Genomic DNA, 24,135 nt, shown 5'->3' on the forward strand with positions numbered 1-24,135 from the left:
TCCACGGACCCTGCGATTGGTAGTCACCTCACGCACCGACGGTTTCGCCGGCCGCGGGTTCTTCAGCGGCCAGTTCTTCCTCGGAAATCCAACCGGCCTTCCTGCGAGCGGCCAGCACCATCTCTTCGGCATCGGCGCGCGAGACGCCGTGATCGGCGAGCACGCCGGGATAGACCTTGGTCTCGCCGTCCTTGCGCTCCTTCCAGCCGATCAGGTCATCGGCGGCATAGCCGGCGAAGTCCTCGATCGTCTTCACGCCGTCCTCGCCGAGCGTCACCATCATGGCCGTGGTGATACCGGGGATCTCGCGCAGCTCGTCCTTGACGCCGAGCGCCTTGCGCTTCTCGTCATGCTCGGCCTCGATCTTCTCCAGATATTCGCGGGCGCGCGACTGGATTTCCGAGGCGGTGTCCTCGTCGAAGCCGTCGATCGAGGAGATTTCGCCCGAATCGACATAGGCAACTTCCTCGACGCTGGTGAAGCCTTCGGAGGCAAGCACCTGGCCGACCATCTCGTCGACGTCGAGGGCCTCCATGAAGAGGGCCGAGCGCTCGACGAATTCCTTCTGGCGACGCTCGCTCTCTTCCTGCTCGGTCAGGATGTCGATGTCCCAGCCGGTGAGCTGCGAGGCAAGGCGCACATTCTGGCCGCGGCGCCCGATGGCCAGCGACAGCTGGTCGTCCGGCACCACCACCTCGATGCGCTCGGCATCCTCGTCGAGCACCACCTTGGCGACTTCCGCCGGCTGCAGCGCGTTGACGATGAAGGAGGCGGCCGAAGGCGACCACGGAATGATATCGATCTTCTCGCCCTGCAATTCGCCGACCACCGCCTGGACGCGGCTGCCGCGCATGCCGACGCAGGCGCCGACCGGATCGATCGAGGAGTCGCGCGAGATGACCGCGATCTTGGCGCGCGAGCCCGGATCGCGGGCGACCGACTTGATCTCGATGATGCCGTCGTAGATTTCCGGCACTTCCATGGTGAAGAGCTTGGCCATGAACTGCGGATGCGTGCGCGACAGGAATATCTGCGGACCGCGCTGCTCGCGGCGCACGTCATAGACATAGGCGCGGACGCGGTCGCCATACTTGTAGTTCTCGCGCGGGATCAGCTCGTCGCGGCGGATGATCGCCTCGCCGCGGCCGAGATCGACGATGACGTTGCCGTATTCGACGCGCTTGACGGTGCCGTTGACGATCTCGCCGATACGGTCCTTGTACTCGTCATACTGACGATCGCGCTCGGCCTCGCGCACCTTCTGGACGATGACCTGCTTGGCCGACTGGGCGGCGATGCGGCCGAAATCCATCGGCGGCAGCTGTTCGGCGATGAAATCGCCAAGCTGGGCGTCGGGGTTGCGCTCGCGCGCCGTGGAAAGAGCGATCTGCGTCGCGTAGTCCTCGACCTTCTCGACCACTTCCATGAGGCGCTGCAGCTTCATCTCGCCCGTGTTGGGGTTGATGTCGGCGCGGATGTTGGTTTCCTGACCGTAACGCGAACGCGCCGCCTTCTGGATCGCATCGGCCATGGCGGCGATGACGATCTGCTTGTCGATCGACTTTTCACGCGCGACCGCATCGGCGATCTGCAGCAGTTCAAGCCTGTTGGCGCTTACAACCATTGTCTTTCTCCCGACTTCGCCCCGGGCACGCGGCCCGAAGGTCAATCAACTTTCCTGTTCGGTTTCGTTTTCTTCGCCGGCGGCGGCATCTTCCGCTTCGCCCCGGCGTTTCTTCGCTTCCTTGCGGGCCCTGTTGTCCTTCGACAGGGCCTCGCGGATCAAATCGTCGGTCAGCACCAGCCGCGCCTCGGCAATCGCGTCATAAGGCACGCGCACCGTCGGCTCTTCGCCATAGGCCGCCTTGTCGCGCTCCAGCAGGAAGCCGTCGGCATCCGCCTCGGCGATCTTGCCCTTGAAGCGCTTGCGGTCGCCGATGAGGACCGAGGTCTCCATCTTGACCAGGTGGCCGGTCCAGGCGGCGAAATCCGATTTGCGCACCAGCGGCCGGTCGATGCCCGGCGACGACACTTCGAGATGATACGCCTTTTCGATCGGATCTTCGACATCGAGCGCCGGCGACACCGCGCGGCTGACCTCTTCGCAATCCTCGACGGTCATGGTGCCGTCCTCGCGCTCGGCCATGATCTGTAGCGTCAGCCCGTTCTGCCCCGTCAGTTGCACCCGAACAAGGCGGAAGCCGATGGCCTTGAGCACCGGCTGCACGATCATCGCAATGCGCGCATCGATACCGCTTTCGCGGATGATACGGTCGTCGGCTTCGCTTGCCGCTGCGGTCATAAGATTCCTGTCGCTTCGTCGCTCCGGCCGGCAGGTAACAAAAAAGAGCGGGACCGGGAGGACCCACTCTTCGTCATACCGACCAAGAATTTGATGCTGATATAGACGATCCCGGCCGGCGTTTCAAGCCTGACCGTGCCGCCGTTACATCTAGAGCTGGCGCGGCCATTTGATCCTTCACTGCAACAAGCCATGATCCGGCGATTGAACGTGGGGGCAATGCACGTCGAGCATGGCGGCCATGCGTCGCCGCCCCTGTAAGTGCTGACCGGCCATACCCATCTATGTTGCATTGCAATAAGGAAAGGTCGCGCGCGGTGGCGCGCGAAAGGTATTTATCATGGACCGTGGATTGTTTTTCGTGATTGGCGATTTTCTCGGCACGTTCGGCAGCGCGGCTGCCGCATCGCGCGCCGTCGAGGCCGGCCGTAAGCCGCGCCGCAGCGACCTGAAGAAACTCGGCATCGACCCGACCGCCTTCGACAAGCTCGGCCGTTTCTAAGCCGCCTACGGGAGCCAGCAAGGTGTGGGCTGCCTGGCTGTCGCCATCCCGCCGGACGGCACCGCAGCACCTTACTTCTGGGCTTCCACGAGCGATGCGGCAATTGTTGCGATCGGACGAAACAAGACAAATGGATCGTCCTTCGTTGGGAGAAATCCCCGCCGCCGCCAGAATTGCACAGCGTCCTCATCGATCGCATTGACCATGAGCGCACGCCCTCCAATCAGTCCCGCTGCCTGGACGCAGCGCTGAAGGGCATGTTTCACCAAGCCGGTGCCGATGCCGCGCCCAGCCCATCCGGTATCGGTCGCAAGCTGGCCGAGGAGCAGACAAGGCACGGGATCCGGCGGTTGCCCCGTGCGGATCGACCGGGGCAAGATCGACGGCACGACGGCCGTGGGCGCCAAACCATAGTATCCGACCACGCGGCTGGCTTCATGGACAACGATAACGGCCGTAAAGCCCTTCTCCTGATTGGAGAGCGCGCGCGTTCTCAGCCAGTGATCAAGTGTCGGTTTCCCGCAGGAAAATCCGGAAACGTCGTGGGCTGCGGTAAGCGGTTCGGGAGCCGATAAGGCCACGGCTTAGCGCTTCGTTGTGTAACCAGCTTCCCAGGGTGCGGGCCGCTTTGCCAATTCCACCAAATCGGGGACCGGGGCGGCCGGAGCCGACAGGACCTCCATAAATTCCGCGAACCCTTCCGGGCTCATGCGGACAAGGCGGTTGTTCATCAGCACATCCTCGGCCGCGCGTACGGCGGCATCGCGCACGAAGTCCGTACGGGACCGACCGCGGAGAGTGGCGGCACGGTCAATCATCGCCACGTCCGCTTCCGGCAGGCGCATCGAGATCGGGTATTCCTTACGTTCGACCGTGGCGGCCATAATGCATCTCCTGGCCGGCAACATAGCGATTTGTAGCGCTATATGCAATACAATACAGCAGGTCGACCCATCGCCTTCGAAGATCACCGCTTCCGAGCGACCTGATTACCGGCACTTTGAAGCTTCGATATCTTCGAGCTTATTTCCGGACAAAGGTCAGATAGGCAGGCCGCCTTCCCTCGCGGATGGCCTTGGCTTCATAGCGCGTGCCGGGCCAACCCTCATAGGGCCGGTGCCAGTCGGCAGACTCGCTCGCCTGCCAGGCGAAGGCGCCGTGGGCGCGGCAGTTAAGCAGCGTCCAGTTCACATAGCTGTCGATATCGGAGGCGAAGCGGAACCTGCCGCCCGCCTTCAGCACCCGGGCGAACCGGTCGAGATTGGCCGGGCTGACGAAGCGCCGCTTCCAGTGCTTCTTCTTCGGCCAGGGATCGGGATAAAGCAGGTCGATGCCGTCGAGCGAAGCCGGTGGCAGCCAGTCGAGCAGGCGTGTGGCGTCGTCGTCATAGACTCTCAGATTGGCGAGCGGGCCCTTGTCGAGCGCCGTCATCATCTTGGCCATGCCGTTGACGAAGGGCTCGACGCCGATGAAGCCGGTCGCCGGCGCTTCCGTCGCGCGATGCAAGAGATGCTCGCCGCCGCCGAAGCCGATCTCAAGCTGAAGTGCGGAAACCTTCGCCTCGAACAGCGTCTTGAGATCCGCCGGCGCCTCGGCCGTCAGGTCGAGCCCGTAGGCGCGCAGGCCACTTTCAAGCGCCGCGGCCTGCTGCGGGCGAATGGCCTTGCCGTGCCGACGGCCGAAGAAAGCTTCGGTCGCGCGGCTCGGCCTGTCGTTTGGCTCCATGGATACGCTTGGCGACGCCGTCAGGCGGCAATCGCATCGGCAACCGCGTCCTTGAGTGCCTTGGCGAGATCGGTCTTCTCCCAGGAGAAGGAACCGTCGCGGCCGGCCTTGCGGCCGAAATGGCCATAGGACGAGGTCTTGGCGTAGATCGGCTTATTGAGGTCGAGGTGACGGCGGATGCCGGACGGCGACAGGTCCATCACCTGGCGCAGCGCCTCCTCGAGCCTGGCCTCGTCGACCTTGCCGGTGCCGTGCAGGTCGACATAGACCGACAGCGGCTGGGCAACGCCGATGGCGTAGGAAAGCTGGATGGTGCAGCGGTCGGCGAGCTTGGCCGCCACCACGTTCTTGGCGAGATAGCGCGCCGCATAGGCGGCCGAACGGTCGACCTTGGTGGTGTCCTTGCCGGAGAAGGCGCCGCCGCCATGGGGTGCTGCGCCGCCATAGGTATCGACGATGATCTTGCGGCCGGTGAGGCCGGCATCGCCGTCGGGCCCGCCGATGACAAACTTGCCGGTCGGGTTGATGTACCAGTTGCAGTCTTCGGCGACCTTGAGATCGCCAAGCGCCTCGATGATGTAGGGCTCGACGACCTTGCGGACCTTCTTGGAATCCCAGCTCGAATCGAGATGCTGGGTCGAAAGCACGATCTGCGTCACTTCCGCCGCCTTGCCGTCGGCATAGCGTACGGTGACCTGGCTCTTGGCATCCGGGCCGAGCTTGCCGGCCTCGCCATTGCCTTCATGGCGCGCGGCGGCAAGCAATTCGAGGATCTTGTGGCTGTAATAGATCGGCGCCGGCATCAGGTCCGGCGTCTCGCGGCAGGCGTAACCAAACATGATGCCCTGGTCGCCGGCACCTTCCTCGCCCTGGCGGTCCGCGGCATTGTCGACGCCCTGGCCGATGTCGGGCGACTGGCCGTGCAGCAGCACCTCGATCTTGGCCGTCCTCCAGTGGAAGCCCGCCTGTTCGTAGCCGATCTCGCGGATCGCCTTGCGGGCGACCGACTTGAACTTGGTCGGATTGACGACCGGGTGGCCCGACGCATCCTTGAGGACGTTGCCGGCCTTGTCCTTCTTCAGCAGCGTGTCGGGAACCCTGACCTCGCCGGCGATGACGACGCGGTTGGTCGTGGCCAGCGTCTCGCAGGCAACGCGCACCTTCCACGGGTCCATGCCCGTCTTCTTGGCCTCGCGATAGACGAGATCGACGATCTCGTCGGAGATACGGTCACAGACTTTGTCGGGATGGCCCTCGGAGACGGATTCCGAGGTGAAGAGATAGTTCTGCCGCGTCACGGGTGTCCCCTCTTGAAAAAAGATCGGCAGGGCTGCCGATTTTTGGCGCGCCACGTGTTAGCGGTGCCGGGCGCCGCTCGTCAAGCGGCGCGACGGATCTGGCATGAATATCGGCACAATCGGCTTGTGCCACCGGCGGCAGGGCACCGCCGGCAGCAGGAGCCTGGAATCACTCGGCATCGTCCGGCGAAAGGGACTTCACAAGATCGATGATCCGGCGCCGCACCTTGACGTCCGGAATCTTGACGAAGGCGCGATTGAGCTGAAGCCCTTCCGGGCTGCCGCAGAATTCGATGGCGAAGGCCATCGAGGCGTCCTCGGCGAATCCCCGGTTGCCGGCCCCGGCCTCCTGACCGGGGGCGTCCTCGAAGAAGAAGGCGACGGGAACACTCAGGATGGAGGCTATTGCCTGCAGACGGCTGGCGCCGACCCTGTTCGTCCCCTTTTCGTACTTCTGTATCTGTTGAAACGTGATGCCGAGATTTTCACCCAGCTTTTCCTGGCTCATTCCAAGCATATTGCGACGCAACCGAATACGACTCCCGACATGGATGTCGATCGGATTCGGCTTCTTCTTGTTCTCTTCTGTCATTTTTTCCTCGCCGAATTTTTCCGGCTTTTTCTATTTTTGCCGCCCAAACGAAGCCGGAGCCACCTGCCCCAACAGTCCCCTCCAGCCGACTTCGAGAAAATTTTAGGCGTTACAGTATGAGTTTCTAATGTGCCGACTGTCAATTCACCCGTAGCCGCTGCCTTACATTCAATGTGAAGGCCGTCAGGGCAAACAGCAACATGATCAGCAATCCGTTAATGCGGCGCTGGTCGGCGGACAGCAGGACGCGCCCAGAAATCGGCACATGCGCATCGATGGCGCCGCGCGCGTCGACCGCCAGGGCATCGACGATGCGCCCGCGCGAATCGACAACGGCGGAGATGCCGTTGTTGGCCGCACGCAACAATGGCAACCCGTTCTCCACCGCGCGAACCTGCGCCTGCCTGAAGTGCTGGTACGGGCCTGGCGTGTCGCCAAACCAGGCGTCGTTGGTGACGTTCACAATAAGTTCGGATGACGCTGCGTCAACCGCCACAAGGTCGGCAAAGATGACCTCGTAGCAGATGAAGGGAACCGCTCGCAGGCCGTTCGGCATCGCGATCGGATGCCGTTCGTTGCCGGCGGCGAAATTCATCGGTCCGGCGACGAGTTGGCCGATGCCGAAACGTTCGAACAGGCCCTCGAAGGGCAGATATTCGCCGAACGGCACCAGATGCACCTTGTCGACGGCGTCAGTGATCTCGCCCTTGTCGTTGATCGCCACCACGGAATTGTAATAACGGCTGCCGGCATTTCCCGCGCCGCCCTCTTCGCGCACGACGCCGGCGATCAGCATCTGGCCGTCGCCCAGCATATCGCCCAGCGCCGTCAGCGCGTCCGGACGCTCGGTGAACAGGAACGGCACCGATGTTTCCGGCCAGAGAATCAGCTGCGGCTTGGCATGGCCTTGCTCCGGCGCTTTCCCCGATATCCCCAACAACGTGGCGAAGATGCGGTCGCGCACCGAAGCGTCCCATTTCTCGCTGAGATCGACGGCGGGCTGGACGATGCGAACATCGATCGAGCGGGTGGCCGGCTCGGCCGGGGCGGCAAGCCTGAAATAGCCGAAGCCGACATCGGCGGCGACGAGGATGACGAACAGGGCAAGGCCCAGCCTCAGATGCCGGCGCGCGGCGATGAGAGCGGGAAGCGAAAAGACGAAGACGGCGAGCGCGTTCATGCCGATCATGCCGGTCACCGACACGCTCTGCATCAGGATCGGCACCGGCATCGCGGCATAGCCGACGGCATTCCACGGAAAGCCGGTGAAGAGAAAATCGCGCAGCCATTCGGCAAGGCCGAAGCCGAAGGCGAGTGCTGCTATGCGGCCGATATCGCTGCTCCAGAAAAGCCGCGCCACGACCGCCGCAAAGCCGTAGAAAAAGGCAAGCGCGAGGGGGATGCCGACCACGGCGAAAGGCAAGGCCCAGGCGAAGGTGTCGGCCTCGACCAGAAGTGCCTGGCCGATCCACCAGAGGCCGGCGAGGAAATAGCCGAAGCCGAACCACCAGCCGATGGCAAAGGCCGGCCTCAGGCGCTTCAGCCACCCGTCGGAGGCCTCGCCGGTCGCGCCGTCGAGCAGCCAGACAAGCGCCGGAAACGAGACGAAGCAGACGGCGAAGAAATCGTAAGGAGCCTGAGCGAGAACCGCGAGCGCGCCCGCGAAAAACGCCACCAGCGATCGCCGCCACCCCCACAGCAGAATTATCCGGCCGGCAAAGCGCTGCATATAGCTTCCCAAGTCGCGCGAATCAGGGTGCCAGAGATTTAACAGGCCGCGCCGCCTGCTCCAAATGACGGTGATTTGAGGGACGTCCTTGTAAACGCTCCATCGCCTAAAGGCGGCAGCTTCAGGTTACGGCTTAAAGCCAGGTCGGTCCGCCGTCCGGCGGACCGACGCGAACTCATGTCACGTTGAAGTTGTCGTCAGGCTCGGCCCCGGTAGCGTTTTCGCAATGTCGGTCGCCACATCGCGAATGGGCGCTTGCTGTCCCGCGAGGGGTCTCGCCTCCAACGAATTCTTGTGCCCCTATAGACCCGCAAGGGCCTGAGCCGTGAGTAGCCGAGCTACCAATCGGTACTGCTCGACGAGGAAATCATCATTGGTGAACCATTCGGCATAGGGTGCCATGCGAACTCCTTTCGTTTCAGAATCCTTGATTTGGCTCTCGCCGGCGAACATTAACCGTTTGCCGTCCGATGAACGAACCATCTCAGCGCTGACGGTCATTGCAATCCCTCGCCCATCGCCAACTGGAACGCTCAACGCGTGGTACACGTTGATCTTCAGTTTGGCGGAAGCGCCTGATGCCGTGTCTGTTACGTGATATCCTTTGCTAATGAGGTCTTGCTTTGCTTGACTTTCGATGAGTTCGCGGAGATTCGTGCGCGCATCCACTACCTGCTGAAGACGAGATTCAGCCTCCGACACCGTGGCGGGTACTTTCCCAGAACTTGCATCTGCCTCACTTAAATTTGGCCCAAAGACAGAGGCTTTGGATAGCTGCACGGGCTCCACATAGACGAAGCCTATGGAGGCCTTCCTCTGCGGATCAATGGTGGACGCGGCGCAAGCGGTAAGGACAATCGCGACAATGGCAACAATACTGCGGCGAAGCAATGGAATCTCCAAATCATCAAAATCGATTCGGAGTATTACATAACAGGTTGCGCGGTCGGATAGAGCCTGGATCGCAAACGCCTGCCTGCGTAGTGCCTGGAGCCAGCCGCCTGCTCCAAACACGGATGAGCCCAGCCTAATTCACGGTCGCGCTATCGGTGCCAACCCTCGATCCTCAGACCGCTCAGCCGCTCGGCTTCTTCTCGCGGCACCACGCGCAAGGTCTGGGTGAAAGTCCATATATGGCCTTCAGGATCGCGGGCGCGGTACTGGCGCTCTCCGTAGAAATGGTCGGTGGGTTCTTCGAGAATTTCCGCCCCCGCCGCGCGCGCTTTCTCGCAATGGGCGTCGAGGTCTTCCTTCAAACGGATGTAGACCGACTGGGTATTCCTGCCGCCGACCGAAGCCGGGCTGGCAACGTGCTCGGTCCATTCGGAATCGACGATGATGTAGCCATCGCCAAACCGCATTTCGGCATGAACGAGCCGTCCGTCCGTATCGCTGACCAGCATGCTCGGCTCGAAGCCGAACGCCGCCTGAAGCCAGGCCAGGGCCGCGCGCGGATTTCGATAGAAGACGCCGGAACCGAGGACGGCATGCTTGAACGGGTTGTCGACCGGCATGACGCGACGAAATCAGGCCTGCTCGGTGCGCGCAGCGCGGCGGCGCTGCCGTTCGCCCTTCGGGCTCTGCACGATGCGCACCCGCTTGACGCGGCGTGGGTCGGCGTCGAGAACGTGGAACTCGAAGCCAGGTATGGCCTGCACCACCTCGCCCCTGGCCGGGACGCGGCCAAGCGTGTTGAAGATCATGCCGCCGATGGTGTCGACATATTCGCCATGCTCGCCGGCGGCGAAATCCTCACCGATCATCTTGGCGACCTCGTCGATCTCGGCCTTGCCGTCGACGACGAACACGCCGTCGCCCGTCTGGGTGACCATCGGCTCGTCGTCATCGTGCTCGTCCTCGATGTCGCCGACCACCATCTCGACGATATCCTCGAGCGAGGCGAGGCCGTCGGTGCCGCCATATTCGTCGATGACGAGCGCCATCTGGGTGCGCGTCGTCTGCATGCGTCCCATCAGGTCGGAGGCAAGCATGGAAGGCGGCACGAACAGCACAGGGCGGATCAGGTCGAGATCGCCGATCGTGCGCGCGAGATCGACCTGGGCGAGATCGAGAACGGTCGGCGCCGGGTTCTTCCTGTTCGCGCGGCCCTTCTTGACGCGGGCGAGCTTGGTGATGTGGGCAAGAACATCGCGGATGTGGACCATGCCGCGCGGGTCGTCGAGCGTCTCGGAATAGACCGGCATGCGGGAATGGCCGGATTGTTCGAAGAGGCCAAGCAGATCGCCAAGATTGGTGGCGATCTCGACCGCTTCGATGTCGGCGCGCGGCACCATCACATCCTCGACGCGCACTTCGCGCAAGCGCAGGATGTTGTTGAGCATGGCACGTTCGCCGGGCGAGAAGGATTCGGCATCGGTGGCCGTCTCAGCCAGCGCGTCGGCGATCTCCTCGCGCAAATTGGTGCCGTTGCGGTGCCGGAACAGGCCGAGCACGCGATCGAAGAGCGAAGGACCGGCATGCGAAGGCTCAACGGCCACGCTGCCGGTCGGAATACTCGGACTGGAGCCCTCTTCCGACTTCTCGGAAGGCTTGGCCGCACTGCCGGCATCCGGACGGGCGGCAGTTTCTGGTTTGTCGTTCATCGCCATCAGGTCAATTGGTCTTTTTTGTTACGCGTAGGGATCGGGAATGGCAAGCCTCGCAAGCGCCGCGCGCTCGATCGCTTCCATCTCCTCGGCCTCGGCGTCGGTCTCGTGATCATAGCCCAGAAGATGCAGCAGGCCATGGATGACGAGATGGGTGATATGGTTCGCCAGCGGCTTGTCTTCCAGAGTGGCCTCACGCGCGACCGTCTCGGAGGCCAGCACGATGTCGCCTAGCATCGGCGGCAGCTTGCCGCCTTTCGGGAAGGAAAAAGCCGGGAAAGACAAGACGTTGGTCGGTTTGTCCTTGCCGCGCCATTCGGCGTTGAGGGTACGGATATGGGCGTCGTCGGAAAAAACGACGCTGAGTTCCGAGGCACCCTTTGCGCCGGTCTCGGTAAAGGCGGCCGCCACCGCACGATCTACCAGGCGTGTCAGCTCCGCTTCCTCGGGCCAGTCGCCGGCCTCGACGAAAATATCGATGTCGACCGGCGTCTCGCCGCTGGATCCCGGATTATCAGCCATGGGGCTTTATTTCTTGTCTGAGCATGATCTTTCCCGAAAACCGCGCACACTTTTCGGGATCATGCTCTAGTTCTCGGTGCCGAGGCCTCTGGCCAGCTTGCCGTCGCGGTCATAGGCCTTGACGATCTCGGCAACCAGCGGATGGCGCACGACGTCGCCCTCGTTGAAGCGGACCGTGACGATGCCCGGCACGCCGTCGAGGATACGCAGCGCCTCGACCAGGCCCGACTTGGTGTTGGGCGGCAGGTCGATCTGGGTCGGATCGCCGGTGACGATCATGCGCGAGTTCTCGCCGAGACGAGTCAGAAACATCTTCATCTGCATCGGCGTGGTGTTCTGCGCCTCATCGAGGATCACCGCCGCATGCGCCAGCGTGCGGCCGCGCATGAAGGCCAAAGGCGCGATCTCGATGACCTCGGCGGCGATCGCCCGCTCGACCTTGTCGGCCGGCATCATGTCGTAGAGCGCGTCATAGAGGGGCCTGAGATACGGATCGACCTTCTCTTTCATGTCGCCTGGCAGGAAGCCCAGGCGTTCGCCGGCTTCGACCGCCGGACGCGACAGCACGATGCGCTCGACCATGCCGCGCTCGAGCAGCATGGCCGCATGCGCCACCGCCAGATAGGTCTTGCCGGTGCCGGCCGGGCCGATGCCGAACACCATTTCGGAGCGCTCCAGCGCGCGCATATAGGCGTCCTGGTTGAGCGAGCGGGCATAGATCGTGCGCTTGCGCGTCGCGATCTGGGCGGCGGAGACCTTGCCCTTGCGCTCCATGGTCGGCAGCGTCAGCTGGTCGTCGGCGGCGATCGCCATGCGCACGGCGCCGTCGACATCCGACTGGCCGATATCGGCGCCCTTCTGCAGAATGCCGTAGAGCGTATCCAGCGCGCGGCGCGCCTGTTCGGCGGCCGAAGCCGTGCCTTTGATGGCGAGCTGGTTGCCGCGCGAGCGGATATCGACGCCGAGCTTCTGCTCGAGCCGGGCCAGGTTCTCGTCGAATTGGCCGTAAAGGGCGCTGGCAAGCTTGTTGTTGTCGAAGGTCAGTACGATGTGCGCCATGTCGGAGGCCCCGGATGCCTGGCTCTGGGGCGGATTCTTCAGTTCAGCAGCGCTCAACCGTCTCTCCTCATCTGCCGAGGCTTGTGGCTATGCATGTCGTTGTCCCAAAACCGCGAGTACTTTTGGGCGACATGCATCAGGCCAACTCGGCGAACAGGCTGTTTGGACCTGTCTTCGTGATTCGTACGTCAATAATGTCACCGATTCCACCGGCCTTGTCGTCAACAATAACCGGCTGCAGCCATGGCGATCGACCAACTTTCTGGTGGGGACGGCGGCCCGGCTTCTCGATCAGTGTGCTGACGGTGCGGCCGACCATGCCGGCGATGAAATCCTTCTGCTGCTTGTTGATCAGCGCCTGCAGGCGCTGCAGCCGCTCATCCTTCACGGCTTCCGACACATGACCGTCCATCTCGGCGCCCGGCGTGCCGGGGCGAGGCGAATATTTGAACGAGAAGGCAGAGGCGTAGTTCACCTCTCGCACCAGCTCGAGCGTCGCCTCGAAATCCGCTTCCGTCTCGCCGGGGAAGCCGACGATGAAGTCGCCGGACATGGCGATATCGCCGCGCGCGGCGCGGATGCGCTCGATGAGGGTCAGATAGTCGCGTGCCGTGTGCCTGCGGTTCATCGCCTTGAGTATCCGATCGGAGCCAGACTGCACTGGCAAATGCAGATAGGGCATCAAGGCGGGCAGGTCACGGTGGGCGGCGATCAATTCGTCATCCATGTCGCGCGGATGGCTGGTCGTATAGCGCAGCCGGGCCAGGCCAGGGATTTCCGCCAGGCGGAAAAGCAGGCGGCCAAGACCCCATTCCTCGCCGTTTTCGCCCTCGCCGTGCCAGGCGTTGACGTTCTGGCCGAGCAGCGTCACCTCGCGCACGCCGGCCTCGGCCAGACGCTCGGCCTCGGCGACGATCTGCGCCACCGGCCGCGAGACTTCGGAGCCGCGCGTATAAGGCACGACGCAGAAGGTGCAGAACTTGTCGCAGCCTTCCTGCACAGTGAGAAACGCCGTGACACCGCGCTTGGCCACCTCGGCGCGCTTCGGCTGCGGCAGGTGCTCGAACTTGTCCTCGATGGCGTAGTCGGTCTCGACGATCTTTGCGCCGCCGCGCACCCTCGCCAGCACGTCGGGCAGACGGTGATAGGTCTGCGGGCCGATGACGAGATCGACCGCTGGCGCGCGTCGGATGATCTCTGCACCTTCGGCCTGCGCCACGCAGCCGGCGACGCCGATCAGCAACTCGCGGCCGGCCTCGGCGCGCTCGGCCTTCATGTCGCGGATGCGGCCAAGCTCGGAATAGACCTTTTCGGCCGCCTTCTCGCGGATATGGCAGGTATTGAGGAGCACCAGGTCGGCGTCTTCGACGGCATCGGTCGCGACATAGCCGTCGGCGGCCAGCGCATCGGTCATGCGCTGGGAATCATAGACATTCATCTGGCAGCCATAGGTCTTGACGAAGACCTTTTTCGCCGCCGGGGCGGCGCCAGCCGAGTGCTCGGGCGTAGCACCGATCTCGTGACTTTCAATCGTGTTCAATTCCATCGGGCGGCTTCTAACGCCTTTCCGTGACAAAAAACAGACGATTCTGGCGGGTTACGGCGCGAGTTCGGTTTTCGCTTTGTCCGCTAGCGGCTGGGATGTGGGTCGGCGAGCGTGGCTTGCATCATCTCGCGCACCTTCGCTTCCATCAATCTTGCAGTTTCCTTGCGGTTCGAACCCTTGGAGAACGGCACCGGATCGCCGAAATGCACTTCGGCATCGAGCGAGCCTTCGGCAAGCAAACCCTTCAAATGCGGCATCAGATCCTGGTCGCCGATCCAGGCGGCGATCGGCCGGTGACGGCGGCCCATCGGCACGCCGTGCAGGCGCGTGTAGGCGATCGCCACCGGCTGGATGAACACCTGGTCTGCGGCCCCTTCCGAGATCGCCATCGAGGCCGCACCGAACAAAGTGCTCTTGAACGGCAGCACCAGATTGCCGTCGCCGGTCGAGCCCTCGGCGAACAGCACCATCGCATCGCCCTTGGCCATGCGCCTGGCGATCTCGCTCGCCTGGTCGCCGGAGGTGCGCTTGCGGTCGCGCTCGATGAAGACGGTGCGCTGCAGCTTGGACAGCATGCCGATCAGCGGCCAGCCTTCCATATCGGCCCGGGCAATGAACTTCACATCGACAAAAGAGCCGAGCACCATGATGTCGGTCCAGGAGATGTGGTTGGCCGCGATGAGCAAGGGACGCTCCCTCGACAGCTTGCCCTTCACGTGCACGCGCATGCCGAGCGCCTTGAGGATCATGCGGTGCCAGATTTTCAGAACGACCGTCTCCGGCCAGAGTCCGGTCTTCATCGACAGTATCTGAAGCGGCACCATGACTAGCGAGCCGACGACGACGAGGCCGAACGCTAGGAAAATCCGCAATTTCTTGATCATCAACGCGCAGGCCCTGTCATTACAGCGCTGCGCCCTCACAAGCGCGCGAAAGACGCTGTAACACCCCAATTTGGCGCACGACCCTCCGGTTCGCGGTCATGCGCGGTCTGGCTAGCGAAGATCGCGGCGCATGACAAGCGCGCCGGTCGGGCCGTTCTCGGTCGACCGGTAGTAGTTCGGACGCTGGCCGACCTGGCGGAAGCCGAGCCTGCGGTAGAGCGCGATCGCCGGCGTGTTGGTCTCGTCGACTTCCAGGAAGAGCGCCTCGGCGCGCTGCGCGTGCAGTTCGCGAAGCACGGCGTCCATCAATTGCCAGCCGAGCCCCTGGCGACGATGCGCGCGGGCCACGGCAACCGTCAGGATCTCGCCCTCGCCCGCCGCCAGACGCGCCAGCACGAAGCCGACCGGAGGCTTTGCTCCCTGCCCGGTCTCGCGCGCGGCATAGCCGAACACGGTGTCCTGTTCGAGCAGCGCCGCGAATTCGCCGTCGGTCCAGGGCCGGACGAAGTCCTCACGGTGCAGCACCGAGACGGCGCCGCTGTCGGCAACCGTCAGCGGCTCAAGCGCATAGTCCCTGCGGCGCGGTTGAAGAAAAGGTATGCGCATCAGGATTCTTTTTCTCCTGAGCCCCGCTTCCGGGGACTCTGGCCTTGTTTTTCCGGACCATGACCTTTCGGCTGGTCCTGTCTCGGCAAAATGAAACCAGCCTGTGGCTTGGCGTCGGCGCCGCGCAGATAAAGCGGCTTCGGCTTTTCGCCTGGCCCCTTGGCGGCGGCGAGCCGGGCGTAGGTCGCGATGTCCGCCGTGGCGGCGACCGGCCCGATGTCGAAGGTAGGTCCTGCCGCCGCGGCAATCTGCGGCGCGGCGGTGCCGGCTAGAACCGCGGTCGCCTTGACTGCCACTGCGGCGGCTTCGGAAAGCGTGGCCGCGGCAGGACCGTAAGTCAAAACTAACGCTTTGTCGAAAAGAGCCGCATGAAGCTCCTCGCGGCCGGCGTCGAGCGCGGCAAGCACGGCGCGACCGGGAAAGGCATTTGCAGCCTCCGCAGCCAGCGCTTCCAGCGTCGTCACGCCGATGGCCGGGATCTTCAGCGCCAGCGCCAGGCCGCGCGCGGCGGACACGCCGACGCGCAGGCCGGTAAAGGAACCCGGCCCGATCGAGACGGCGACGGCATCCAAGCCTCGGTAACCGATGCCGCTGGCCTTCAGGGCAGTCTCGATGACGGCCATCAGATGCTCGGCATGGCCTTTGCCCAGATCGAGCGCCTGCCGGCCAAGCTCGATGCCCTCGCCCGCGTCGTAGACGCAGGCGGCACAGAGATTGGCGGCGCAGTCGATGGCGAGCAATTTCATACGGGCAGCTTCATACGGGCAGCTCCATGTGGCCGGTTAACCCACTGGATCGAACGCCTTCCCTGTGCCCGGCATGGCCCGCCGCTGCAAGGGCCAGGCCGCATAAATGTTAAGCGGCTTTGCTTCCGCCAGCCGCGATGCGCAGCATGTGGTTGTCCCAGACATAGTCGGGCTCGGAACGCTGAGCACCAGCGCCGCCGACGATCTCGCCGGCGCCGGTCGTCGCCATGAAGCCGGCGTTGTCCGGGGCGAGACCGCAAACCTCGACAAGCGACCTGGTCGCGACCACGCGCCCGCTGGCGGCATCAATCACAGCCAGCGAATTGCCTTCCGGCGAGGTGACGGCGACCGTGCCGGCGGCGGGATTGGCTGCGACCGAGCCGATGTAGTTGCGAAAGCCGGAGAGCACGTCCTGCGGCATCTCCAAAAGCTCCAGTTCCTTGCCGCGCGCGGCGCGCCCGACCAGCGCCGGGCAGTCGGTCGCCGGACCGCGATACTGGCAGCCGAACCAGACGACGCCCGCCTGGTCGCGGTCCATGTGGCGGATCGAGAGCTGGTGCAGCGCCGGCGGCAGCTCGTGCTTTTCGATCAGGTCGCCGGTGACGCGGTCGACCAGCGTATAGGACGGCTTCATCGTCGCGATGTTCAGCTCGGCGCGGCCGAAATCCGGATGCGTCTCGATGCCGCCATTGGCAATGGCGAGCGTCCTGCCGTCGCCGAGCAGCAGCAGTTCGTGCGGGCCCATGCCATAGGTCGGGAACTCGCCAATGCGGTTGAATTTCGCCTTCGCGTCATAGACGCCGACGACGCCGGCGGCGTTGTCAAAATCGTTCTCGGTGGCGTAGAGCAACGCGCCGTCGGGCGAGAACACGCCATGACCGAAGAAATGCCGGCCGGCGATGCTGGCGATGGTCAATGGCTTCTCGCGGCCGGCATGGTCGAAGACGACCGCGAAGGTGCCGGGCTGGCGGGCGAAGACGACCGAGCGCTTCGACACCGGGTCGAAGGCGACGTCGTGGCCGCGGTCGGGCAGATCGACAGTGTGCAGGATCCTGCCGGCCTCGGAGAGCACGGCGGCGCCAAAGCCGCCGTCACGCTTGACGAAGGCCGTAGCAAAGACGGCGTCAGCGGCAAGCGTTTCCGCCCAGGCGCGCGGCGCCATGGCAGCGGCGAAGCCTGCACCGGCAGCGCGCAGGAAATCGCGACGATCGATGAGCGCGGTCCTCACAGCATCAATCCCCATCGAGCGAGGAAAAGCCGGCGGTCAGGCCGAACTCGGCGGTCATCCTGGTGCCGATCAGCGTCGAAAGACTGGAGGTGATCAGCGCGAAGTGCTCGAGCTTGCCGCGCAGTGCCGGATCGGCAAGCGCCTTGTCGATCGGACCGGTGACGGACTTCGCCGTCGCCACGCCATTGGTGAGCTGGATGTGGATGGATTCCGCCATCCACCGCGCATCGCCAGGCAGCGCATCGCCGAGCTTCGAGGCCTGGAACAACTGGTCGATGCCGGACAGGTTCCCGGCCAGAGAGCTCGTCGTGTTTTGCGAGCGCCAGTAAATCGCCTGCTTCGGCTTGTCTGCGTCAGGTTTCGCGCCAAGGAAACCCTTGAGCCGCACGTCGCGGATCATTTCCAGCTCGTTGATGAAAACGCCGACCAGTTCCGTCACCGCTTCGGTGCCATCGCGATAGAGCGGGTTCTTCGGTCCCGGATTGGCCCAGAGTGAAGCGAAGCCGTCCGGCTTGCTCCAGGCGTCGCGAACCTCGCCGGCGATCGCCTCGATGTTGCCGGCGACGGCAGCGCCATAGGCGCAGCGATAGGGTTCGTTCTTCCCGGTAAGCGTTTCGGCGCCGTCGCCGAACAGCACATATTCGAGCGCGCCGAGCCCCTGCATGGCGACGCTCTTTCCCGCCAACTGCGCCGGAACCGTCGCGGAAGGGTCTTTCGCGGCGAGCGTCGCCTGCACCTGCCTCAAACCGATGCTCTTGCGGTCCGGCCAATAGAGCATGCGCTCCAGCCGGTTGTTTTCCTTGATCGGCCCGAAGGCGATGATCTCGGCCACCGACCAGGCTTCGACCGTAGCCGAATAATCCGCGCGCGCCGCGTCCAGATTTTGCCGGGAGGGGACATCGCAAAGCTGCTGCATCGCCTTGGTCAGGCTCGCGGCATGATCGTCGAGGCTGGCATAGGCCGGGCGCACGAAGCCGTCGATCGCGCGCCCGATGACGTCGGAGGCTTTGACCGCGGCCGAGGCCGGCCATGCAGCAGCCAGAAACAGGGGAACAGCAAGCGCGGCTGCCAGGCGTTTCGACATCATAGCGACTCCAAAAATTTGATCAGCGCATCACGGTCGGCGGCGGCGGCGCCAGCAAAGCGGTCGCTCGCCTTCCGGCCCTCGCCGCCATGCCACAGGATCGCCTCGGCGAGGGTTCGAGCCCGCCCGTCATGCAGATAGAAGCTGTTGCCGTTGACAGTCGCGGTCAGGCCGATGCCCCATAGCGGCGGCGCGCGCCATTCGCTGCCGCTCGCTTCCCCCACACGCTGCCCGTCGGCAAGGCCCTCGCCCATGTCGTGCAGCAAGAAGTCGGAATAGGGCCAGATCAGCTGGAACGCCTGCGCCTTATTGGGCGTGCCTCGCATGGTGACGAATTTCGGCGTGTGGCAGGAAATACAGCCCATCTCATAGAACTGCTTCTTGCCGGCAAGAACTTGCCGTGTGCCGAGGTCGCGCCGGGCCGGCACCGCAAGGTTCTGCGAATAGAAGGTGACGAGGTCCATGACCGGGGGCGGCGCTTCCGCGGTGCCCAGACGCTGCTGCACGCCATCCGGCATGGCAAGGCAATCCTTCTCAGCCCTGGTGCAGTCGCCCCAATGCTTCGGCTCCTCCGGCGTCGAGATGCCGATATCGCCGGCAAAGGCATCGGCGGCCTGCTGCCGGATCGAGGCGGCCTGCGCCTTCCAGCCGAAACGGCCAAGCGTCGGTTCGCCGCTCAACGCGTCGCGGACGATGTTCGGCCGGCCCGAAATGCCGTCGCCGTCGCGATCGTCCGGATCGGCATGGGCGAGGATGTCGGAGGGCGCGATCTGCTCGATCAGGCCGAGGCCGATCATCGGCGGCGTCAGGCGCGGCGACAATGTGGTGCGTGGATCGAGCGGGCCATAGGCCAAGCCCTCGGCCGTATAGGTTGGCTTGCGCAGCGAAACGACGGCACCGTCGCTGAGGGTGACCTTCTCTTCCGAATAATCGACGCGCATGCGGCCTTCGCCCTTGAGGCCTGGAACCGCAAGATCCTGCAATTGCGAGCCGTAGATCGGATCGGGGAAGTTCAGCGCCTTATGGTCGGCAAGCGCTGCCCTCTCTTCGGCATTGCTTGCGTCGCGCGCCAGCCGCAAGAACATCGACGTGGAGCCGATGCCGCCTTCCGGTGGCCGTCCGCGCCCGTCCTTCAGGTGGCAGTTCTGGCAGGCGCGTTCGTTGAACAGCGGGCCGAGCCCGTCGGAAGCCTGGGTCGACGACGGCGACGACACCCAGTTCTTGCGGAAAAGCGCGTTGCCGAGCTTGAAAGTCCCTTCCTCCTCGAAGGTGATATTGGCGGAGGACTGCGAGAAGGCGTCCCGGTTGACGTCCTTCTCCGACGTGCCGGCGCCGCCCTGCATCAGCTCGAACGGCTCGGGCTTGGAGAAATCCGCGGTCGGCCGGGTGACCGCCAGCACCCGCGCCTGATCTTTAGGCGTCAGATCGGTGCGGCTGGTCGGCAGACCGGACGGCTCGCCAGGTGAAGTCGATGTAGCAAACATGATTGCCAGCGGGAGCAAAACCCCGCGACAAATCCGGTATCGCAGGTCCTCCTGAAGCGGCAGGCCATCAACTTCGGCCCGCCGCGTGCGGCGCAAAAGGTTTACGGGGCGCCGCATTCCCGCATGTCCTTACTCCGCCTCGTTGGCCGAGTCGGCGTTGAGCTGGCCGTATTTTTCCTCGCCGATCGAGGCAAGCAGGTCGAGCTGCGTCTCCAGGAAGTCGATATGACCTTCCTCGTCGGACAAAAGGTCCTCGAACAACTTCATCGACACATAGTCTCCTGCCTCCTGGCAGATCTCGCGCGAGCGCTTGTAGGAGGTGCGCGCGTCATACTCGCCGGCGAGATCGGATTCGAGCACTTCCTTGACGTTCTGGCCGATGCGCAGCGGCGCGACGGACTGCAGGTTCGGGTGTCCTTCGAGGAAGATGATGCGGGCCACCAGCCGGTCGGCGTGGTGCATCTCCTCGATCGATTCCGCCCGCTCCTTCTTTGCGAGCCTGGTGTAGCCCCAGTCCTCGAGCAGACGATAGTGGACCCAGTACTGATTGACGGCCCCAAGCTCCAGAAACAGGGCTTCGTTAAGCCGCTCGATGATCTGCGGTTCGCCTTTCATGGAATCTGCTCCCGTATTGGACCCGCAAGCCTCTTACGCGGTCCAGGTGTGAAACGAGGTCCGCGCCGCTCCGCTCTGAATGGGCGTGGTAGTTCTCGGTGACCCGAATGATCGTTTCCACCACATTTGGGAAGCAGCCGCAACAGCGGCCGCGCTTGTGCATGGCATGATAGACCTTGGCCGGCACAATAAGCTGCCAGGGATCTTCATCCAGCAGACCAATGATCGTCTGCTCGATCTCCTTTTCGGTAATGATGTTGCAATGGCAGATCAGCATCTACTTGCTCTGGCTGACGGCGCCGCTCCGGCGCCGTTTGGCTTGTTTCTCAATCGGGCATGATCTTGGCCAAAAACCGGCTTCCACTTTTTGGGATCATGCCCCGGTCCTACTTGAACACCTTGGCTTACTTGAACACCTTGTCGGGCGCATCGAGGCTGTCGGAGCCCTCGAAGGCGATGGCGTTGAGCTTGAGCGAACCGACGGCGCGCTCGATCGACTTGGTCTGGTCGATCAGCGCGTCGATCGCGGCCTGCACCGTGGCGTTGCCTTCCGCGTTGCCCTCGGCGATCTGCTGGTCATAGGCCTCGCCGGCCAGCGCGCGCGCCTTGATCGCCTCCATCCTGGCGACCGTCACGTCGAGCTTGTCAGACAGTTCCTTGCCGATGGCCGGATCGGCCGCCTTCACCATGTCGGAGACCGACGGGCCGGAAACCACTGTGCCGTCGAGGCGCGTATAGCTGGCGTGGTAGGCGGCGCGGATGCCGACGGCGTCGTAGAGATGCGAGTTGTAGGTGTTGTCGGAGAAGCAGTCGTGCTCCTCCTCCGGATCGTGCAACAGGAGACCGAGCTTCATGCGCTCGCCGGCAAGTTCACCGTAAGACAGCGAGCCCATGCCGGTGAAGATTGTCGAAATGCCGGCGTTCGTCTCGCCATCGATGAGATTCTTTCGAGCAGCGCCGTCTTCCTTCCAGTCGTTGACCATCTCCTGCAGGTCGGAGACAAGAAGGTCGCTCGCCGACTTAAGATATTGCGCGCGGCGGTCGCAATTGCCGCCGGTGCAGTTCTTGAGATCGTAGTCTGTGTAGGGGCGCTCGCCGGCACCGGGCCCGGTGCCATGCAGGTCCTGGCCCCAGAGCAAGAACTCGATGGCGTGATAGCCGGTCGCGACATTGGCCTCGACACCGCCGGCCTCCTGCAGCGTGCCGGACAGGAATTCCGGCGTCAGCTTCGAGGCATCGACCTTCTTGCCGTTGATCTCGATCTCCTTGTTGGCGATGACATTGGCCGTATAGAGCGCGTTCTCGTCCGACTCGGTGCCGTAGCTCTTGGCGACATAGTCGATCAGGCCTTCGTCCAGCGGCCAGGAATTCACCCGGCCTTCCCAGTCGTCGACGATCTTGTTGCCGAAGCGATAGACCTCCGTCTGCTGGTAGGGGATGCGCGCCGCCTTCCAGGCCTCACGAGCGGCGTTGAGCGTCTCGGCCGAGGGCGTGGCGATGAGCGCATCGACGGCCTTGTCGAGCGCCTGCGCGGTGGTCAGCGAGTCCTCGTACTTGGCCAGCGCGATGTCGGCATAGGTCTTGATCACCGCCTTCACGTCGGTTTCGGCTTTCGCCGGCAGCACGAACACGGCGGCCGTCAGCGCCGCGGTGGCGCCGATCGCGGCAAGCCTGCTGCCCCAACGTGGCGTGACAATCCGTGGCGAAATTATCGCTTTCATCAATCCCATCTCCTCAGAAATTCAATGACATAGACATGCGGCCGCCGGCGCACGGCGCCAGCGCGAGCACGAATGGCCGAAAAGGCAAGGGTGCCACGCGACGGCGCGGCCAATCAGCAAAAGACACCGAAATGCCTCCAATCGAAAGGGTTCAAGGCCCAGACATCAAAGGAATGCGCCGGGAGCGCAGCCCTCCATAAAGCGGCGGAGCGGCTGGAAGTCAACTGGTTCGCCAGAGAAAATTCAATTGAAACAACAGTTTAGAATTATTCTAAACTGCAATTATCAACTTTAAACCCAGCGATGGCGCCGAACATCCGGATTGACAGGCGGCCATTCTGGGTGCGACCCGGATCAAGGCTCTTGCGGCGGCGGCAGACAATCGCCACCTGCCGGAAGATCCTAGATTTGAAGACAAAAAGGACTGAGATGAAGAACGGGGTGGTGATTGTCGGTGCGGGCCATGCCGGCGTCCAGGCAGCCGCAAGCCTGCGCGAAGAAGGCTATGACGGACCGGTCGTCCTGGTCGGCGACGAAAACGAGCTGCCCTATCACAAGCCGCCGCTGTCCAAGACCTTCATCAAGGATGCCGAAGCCAAGCCGCAGCCGTTGCGCGGCGAAGCCTTCTATTCGGGCAACGCCATCGATTACCGGCCGGGTGTGCGGATCGACAGGATCGATGCCGGCGCCCGCAGGCTGGACGTAGCGGGCAGCGGCACGATTTCCTTCGACCGGCTGGTGCTCGCGACCGGCTCGCGGCCGCGCCTCCTCAAGCTCGACGGCACGGAACTCGCCGGTGTGGTGTCGCTGCGCTCTCTGGCCGACGCGCGGCTGATCCGCGAGTTGAGCGCTGAGAGCGAGGACGTCGTCATCCTCGGCGGCGGCTTCATCGGGCTGGAGATCGCGGCGACGCTACGGGCCGCCGGCCGCAAGGTCACCGTCGTCGAGGCCGTCGACCGGCTGCTCGGCCGTGCCGTCGCGCCGGTTATCGCGGCCCATGTGCGCCAGCGCCTGGAAGCGATGGGCGTGCGCATCATGACAGGAACCACGGTTTCCCGCCTCGAAGGCGACGGCGGCCGCGTCTCGGCCGCGATCACCTCGAGCGGCGAGCGCCTGCGGGCGCAGATGGTCATCATCGGCATAGGCGTGGTGCCCAATGTCGAGCTGGCGGAAGCCGCCGGCGTCACGATCGGCAACGGTATCCGCGTCGACCAGCATATGCAGAGCTCTATCGCCGAAATCCTCGCTGTCGGCGATGCCGCCTCCTACCGGCACTGGTTCACCGGCGGCGACGTGCGGCTGGAATCGGTGCAGAATGCCACGGACCAGGCGCGGCTTGCCGCGCGCACCATCCTCGGCCATGCCGAGCCCTTCTCCGCCGTGCCGTGGTTCTGGTCGGATATCGGCGACATGAAGCTGCAGATGGTCGGGCTGACGCAAGGCGGCGACAGCCATGTCGTGCTGGGCGAGCCGGCCGAGAACAAGTTCTCGATCTACCACTATGCCGGCAACCGGCTGCTCGGCATCGAATCCGTCAACCGCCCGGCCGACCACATGCTTGGCCGCAGGATGCTCGGCGCCGGCTTCTCGCCCGCGCCGCAGACGGTCGCGGCGGGACCGGACGCGCTGAAGGCGGCGCTCGCAGCGTTCCAGGAGGATGAGCCTGCGAGGGCGGCGGGCTAAGGGCGCCTGGTGGCAGGCACCGCGACGTTTGGCGACAAGCTTTAATCTGAAACGCCGCGCCGCCCCTCATCCGCCTGCCGGCACCTTCTCCCCGTATAGTGACGGGGAGAAGGGTACTGGCCGCGATCTTGGCGTTCAATCCTGCGACGTTGGCGATTGGCGAAACCATTTGTGGCAGCGTCTTTCTCCCCGTCACTATACGG

General features: G+C 63.8%; 26 protein-coding genes. 3 read left to right on the forward strand and 23 right to left on the reverse strand.

From position 1 onward, the window contains the following. Positions 1-28: 28 nt before the first annotated feature. Together nusA and rimP are read right to left on the reverse strand one after the other, a co-directional pair. A complete protein-coding gene (gene nusA / locus ABID26_RS13670; protein ID WP_126096332.1) occupies positions 29-1,624 on the reverse strand; it encodes a transcription termination factor NusA in 1,596 nt (531 codons plus the stop codon). A gap of 45 nt (positions 1,625-1,669) precedes the next feature. After that, on the reverse strand, positions 1,670-2,302 hold the full coding sequence (gene rimP / locus ABID26_RS13675) for a ribosome maturation factor RimP (RefSeq protein WP_126096333.1): 633 nt from the start codon (positions 2,300-2,302) through the stop codon (positions 1,670-1,672). Between the two features lie 352 nt (positions 2,303-2,654). On the opposite strand from rimP, the gene ABID26_RS13680 reads away from it, so the two are divergent. Further along, a complete protein-coding gene (locus tag ABID26_RS13680; protein ID WP_189521391.1) occupies positions 2,655-2,804 on the forward strand; it encodes a hypothetical protein in 150 nt (49 codons plus the stop codon). 71 nt (positions 2,805-2,875) lie between these two features. Here ABID26_RS13680 and ABID26_RS13685 read toward each other — a convergent pair whose 3' ends face one another. From ABID26_RS13685 to ABID26_RS13785, 21 genes are all read right to left on the reverse strand, one after another. Beyond that, positions 2,876-3,385, reverse strand: a complete 510-nt coding sequence (locus ABID26_RS13685; RefSeq protein WP_126096334.1) for a GNAT family N-acetyltransferase — start codon at positions 3,383-3,385, stop codon at positions 2,876-2,878. A gap of 3 nt (positions 3,386-3,388) precedes the next feature. Next, a complete protein-coding gene (locus ABID26_RS13690; RefSeq protein ID WP_126096335.1) occupies positions 3,389-3,688 on the reverse strand; it encodes a type II toxin-antitoxin system TacA family antitoxin in 300 nt (99 codons plus the stop codon). 139 nt (positions 3,689-3,827) lie between these two features. Continuing rightward, a complete protein-coding gene (gene trmB / locus ABID26_RS13695; RefSeq protein WP_126096336.1) occupies positions 3,828-4,529 on the reverse strand; it encodes a tRNA (guanine(46)-N(7))-methyltransferase TrmB in 702 nt (233 codons plus the stop codon). A gap of 20 nt (positions 4,530-4,549) precedes the next feature. After that, a complete protein-coding gene (metK, locus tag ABID26_RS13700) occupies positions 4,550-5,827 on the reverse strand; it encodes a methionine adenosyltransferase (RefSeq protein WP_126096337.1) in 1,278 nt (425 codons plus the stop codon). 169 nt (positions 5,828-5,996) lie between these two features. Next, positions 5,997-6,419, reverse strand: a complete 423-nt coding sequence (locus ABID26_RS13705) for a helix-turn-helix domain-containing protein (RefSeq protein WP_126086026.1) — start codon at positions 6,417-6,419, stop codon at positions 5,997-5,999. 139 nt (positions 6,420-6,558) lie between these two features. Next, positions 6,559-8,148: an apolipoprotein N-acyltransferase gene (gene lnt, locus ABID26_RS13710; protein WP_354415835.1), complete on the reverse strand. Its 1,590-nt coding sequence runs from the start codon at positions 8,146-8,148 to the stop codon at positions 6,559-6,561. A 300-nt stretch (positions 8,149-8,448) separates the two neighbouring features. Next, positions 8,449-9,039: a YajG family lipoprotein gene (locus tag ABID26_RS13715; protein WP_292345740.1), complete on the reverse strand. Its 591-nt coding sequence runs from the start codon at positions 9,037-9,039 to the stop codon at positions 8,449-8,451. Positions 9,040-9,191: 152 nt separating this feature from the next. Further along, positions 9,192-9,662, reverse strand: a complete 471-nt coding sequence (locus ABID26_RS13720; protein ID WP_354415836.1) for a VOC family protein — start codon at positions 9,660-9,662, stop codon at positions 9,192-9,194. Between the two features lie 12 nt (positions 9,663-9,674). Then, entirely contained in the window at positions 9,675-10,751 is a 1,077-nt protein-coding gene (locus ABID26_RS13725) for a hemolysin family protein (RefSeq protein WP_126096340.1), read from the reverse strand. A 27-nt stretch (positions 10,752-10,778) separates the two neighbouring features. Continuing rightward, positions 10,779-11,276, reverse strand: coding sequence for an rRNA maturation RNase YbeY (gene ybeY / locus ABID26_RS13730; RefSeq protein ID WP_354415837.1), 498 nt, complete (start codon positions 11,274-11,276; stop codon positions 10,779-10,781). Between the two features lie 66 nt (positions 11,277-11,342). Further along, positions 11,343-12,335, reverse strand: coding sequence for a PhoH family protein (locus ABID26_RS13735; RefSeq protein ID WP_245460396.1), 993 nt, complete (start codon positions 12,333-12,335; stop codon positions 11,343-11,345). A gap of 136 nt (positions 12,336-12,471) precedes the next feature. Continuing rightward, entirely contained in the window at positions 12,472-13,881 is a 1,410-nt protein-coding gene (gene miaB / locus ABID26_RS13740; protein WP_354415838.1) for a tRNA (N6-isopentenyl adenosine(37)-C2)-methylthiotransferase MiaB, read from the reverse strand. 83 nt (positions 13,882-13,964) lie between these two features. Further along, positions 13,965-14,765 (reverse strand): lyso-ornithine lipid O-acyltransferase, encoded by an 801-nt coding sequence (gene olsA / locus ABID26_RS13745; RefSeq protein ID WP_126096344.1) that lies wholly within the window; start codon positions 14,763-14,765, stop codon positions 13,965-13,967. 111 nt (positions 14,766-14,876) lie between these two features. Then, the gene (gene rimI, locus ABID26_RS13750) at positions 14,877-15,371 is read right to left on the reverse strand and encodes a ribosomal protein S18-alanine N-acetyltransferase (RefSeq protein WP_126096345.1); all 495 of its coding nucleotides are present in this window, start codon (positions 15,369-15,371) and stop codon (positions 14,877-14,879) included. Further along, positions 15,371-16,117, reverse strand: a complete 747-nt coding sequence (gene tsaB / locus ABID26_RS13755) for a tRNA (adenosine(37)-N6)-threonylcarbamoyltransferase complex dimerization subunit type 1 TsaB (RefSeq protein ID WP_354415839.1) — start codon at positions 16,115-16,117, stop codon at positions 15,371-15,373. The genes rimI and tsaB overlap by 1 nt, the downstream gene beginning before the upstream one ends. A 109-nt stretch (positions 16,118-16,226) precedes the next feature. Then, positions 16,227-17,345: a DUF1513 domain-containing protein gene (locus ABID26_RS13760; RefSeq protein WP_354415840.1), complete on the reverse strand. Its 1,119-nt coding sequence runs from the start codon at positions 17,343-17,345 to the stop codon at positions 16,227-16,229. Between the two features lie 4 nt (positions 17,346-17,349). Then, positions 17,350-18,429 carry an imelysin family protein gene (locus ABID26_RS13765; RefSeq protein ID WP_126102431.1) on the reverse strand — a complete coding sequence of 360 codons (1,080 nt, stop codon included), beginning with the start codon at positions 18,427-18,429 and terminating at the stop codon, positions 17,350-17,352. Beyond that, the gene (locus ABID26_RS13770) at positions 18,429-19,913 is read right to left on the reverse strand and encodes a di-heme oxidoreductase family protein (protein WP_435528572.1); all 1,485 of its coding nucleotides are present in this window, start codon (positions 19,911-19,913) and stop codon (positions 18,429-18,431) included. Before ABID26_RS13770 ends, ABID26_RS13765 begins: the two co-directional genes overlap by 1 nt. 129 nt (positions 19,914-20,042) lie before the next feature. Continuing rightward, positions 20,043-20,528, reverse strand: a complete 486-nt coding sequence (bfr, locus tag ABID26_RS13775) for a bacterioferritin (protein ID WP_292299526.1) — start codon at positions 20,526-20,528, stop codon at positions 20,043-20,045. Further along, on the reverse strand, positions 20,494-20,805 hold the full coding sequence (locus ABID26_RS13780) for a (2Fe-2S)-binding protein (protein WP_354415842.1): 312 nt from the start codon (positions 20,803-20,805) through the stop codon (positions 20,494-20,496). Before ABID26_RS13780 ends, bfr begins: the two co-directional genes overlap by 35 nt. A gap of 127 nt (positions 20,806-20,932) precedes the next feature. After that, positions 20,933-22,249, reverse strand: coding sequence for an imelysin family protein (locus ABID26_RS13785; RefSeq protein ID WP_354415843.1), 1,317 nt, complete (start codon positions 22,247-22,249; stop codon positions 20,933-20,935). Between the two features lie 72 nt (positions 22,250-22,321). Here ABID26_RS13785 and ABID26_RS13790 point away from each other — a divergent pair, with 72 nt between their 5' ends. Together ABID26_RS13790 and ABID26_RS13795 are read left to right on the forward strand one after the other, a co-directional pair. Further along, positions 22,322-22,513 carry a hypothetical protein gene (locus ABID26_RS13790; RefSeq protein WP_126096351.1) on the forward strand — a complete coding sequence of 64 codons (192 nt, stop codon included), beginning with the start codon at positions 22,322-22,324 and terminating at the stop codon, positions 22,511-22,513. Positions 22,514-22,678: 165 nt separating this feature from the next. After that, a complete protein-coding gene (locus ABID26_RS13795; protein ID WP_354415844.1) occupies positions 22,679-23,932 on the forward strand; it encodes an NAD(P)/FAD-dependent oxidoreductase in 1,254 nt (417 codons plus the stop codon). Positions 23,933-24,135 lie beyond the last annotated feature (203 nt).

The organism is Mesorhizobium shonense, from assembly GCF_040545255.1.
In the GTDB taxonomy this organism is placed as follows: Bacteria; Pseudomonadota; Alphaproteobacteria; order Rhizobiales; family Rhizobiaceae; genus Mesorhizobium; species Mesorhizobium shonense.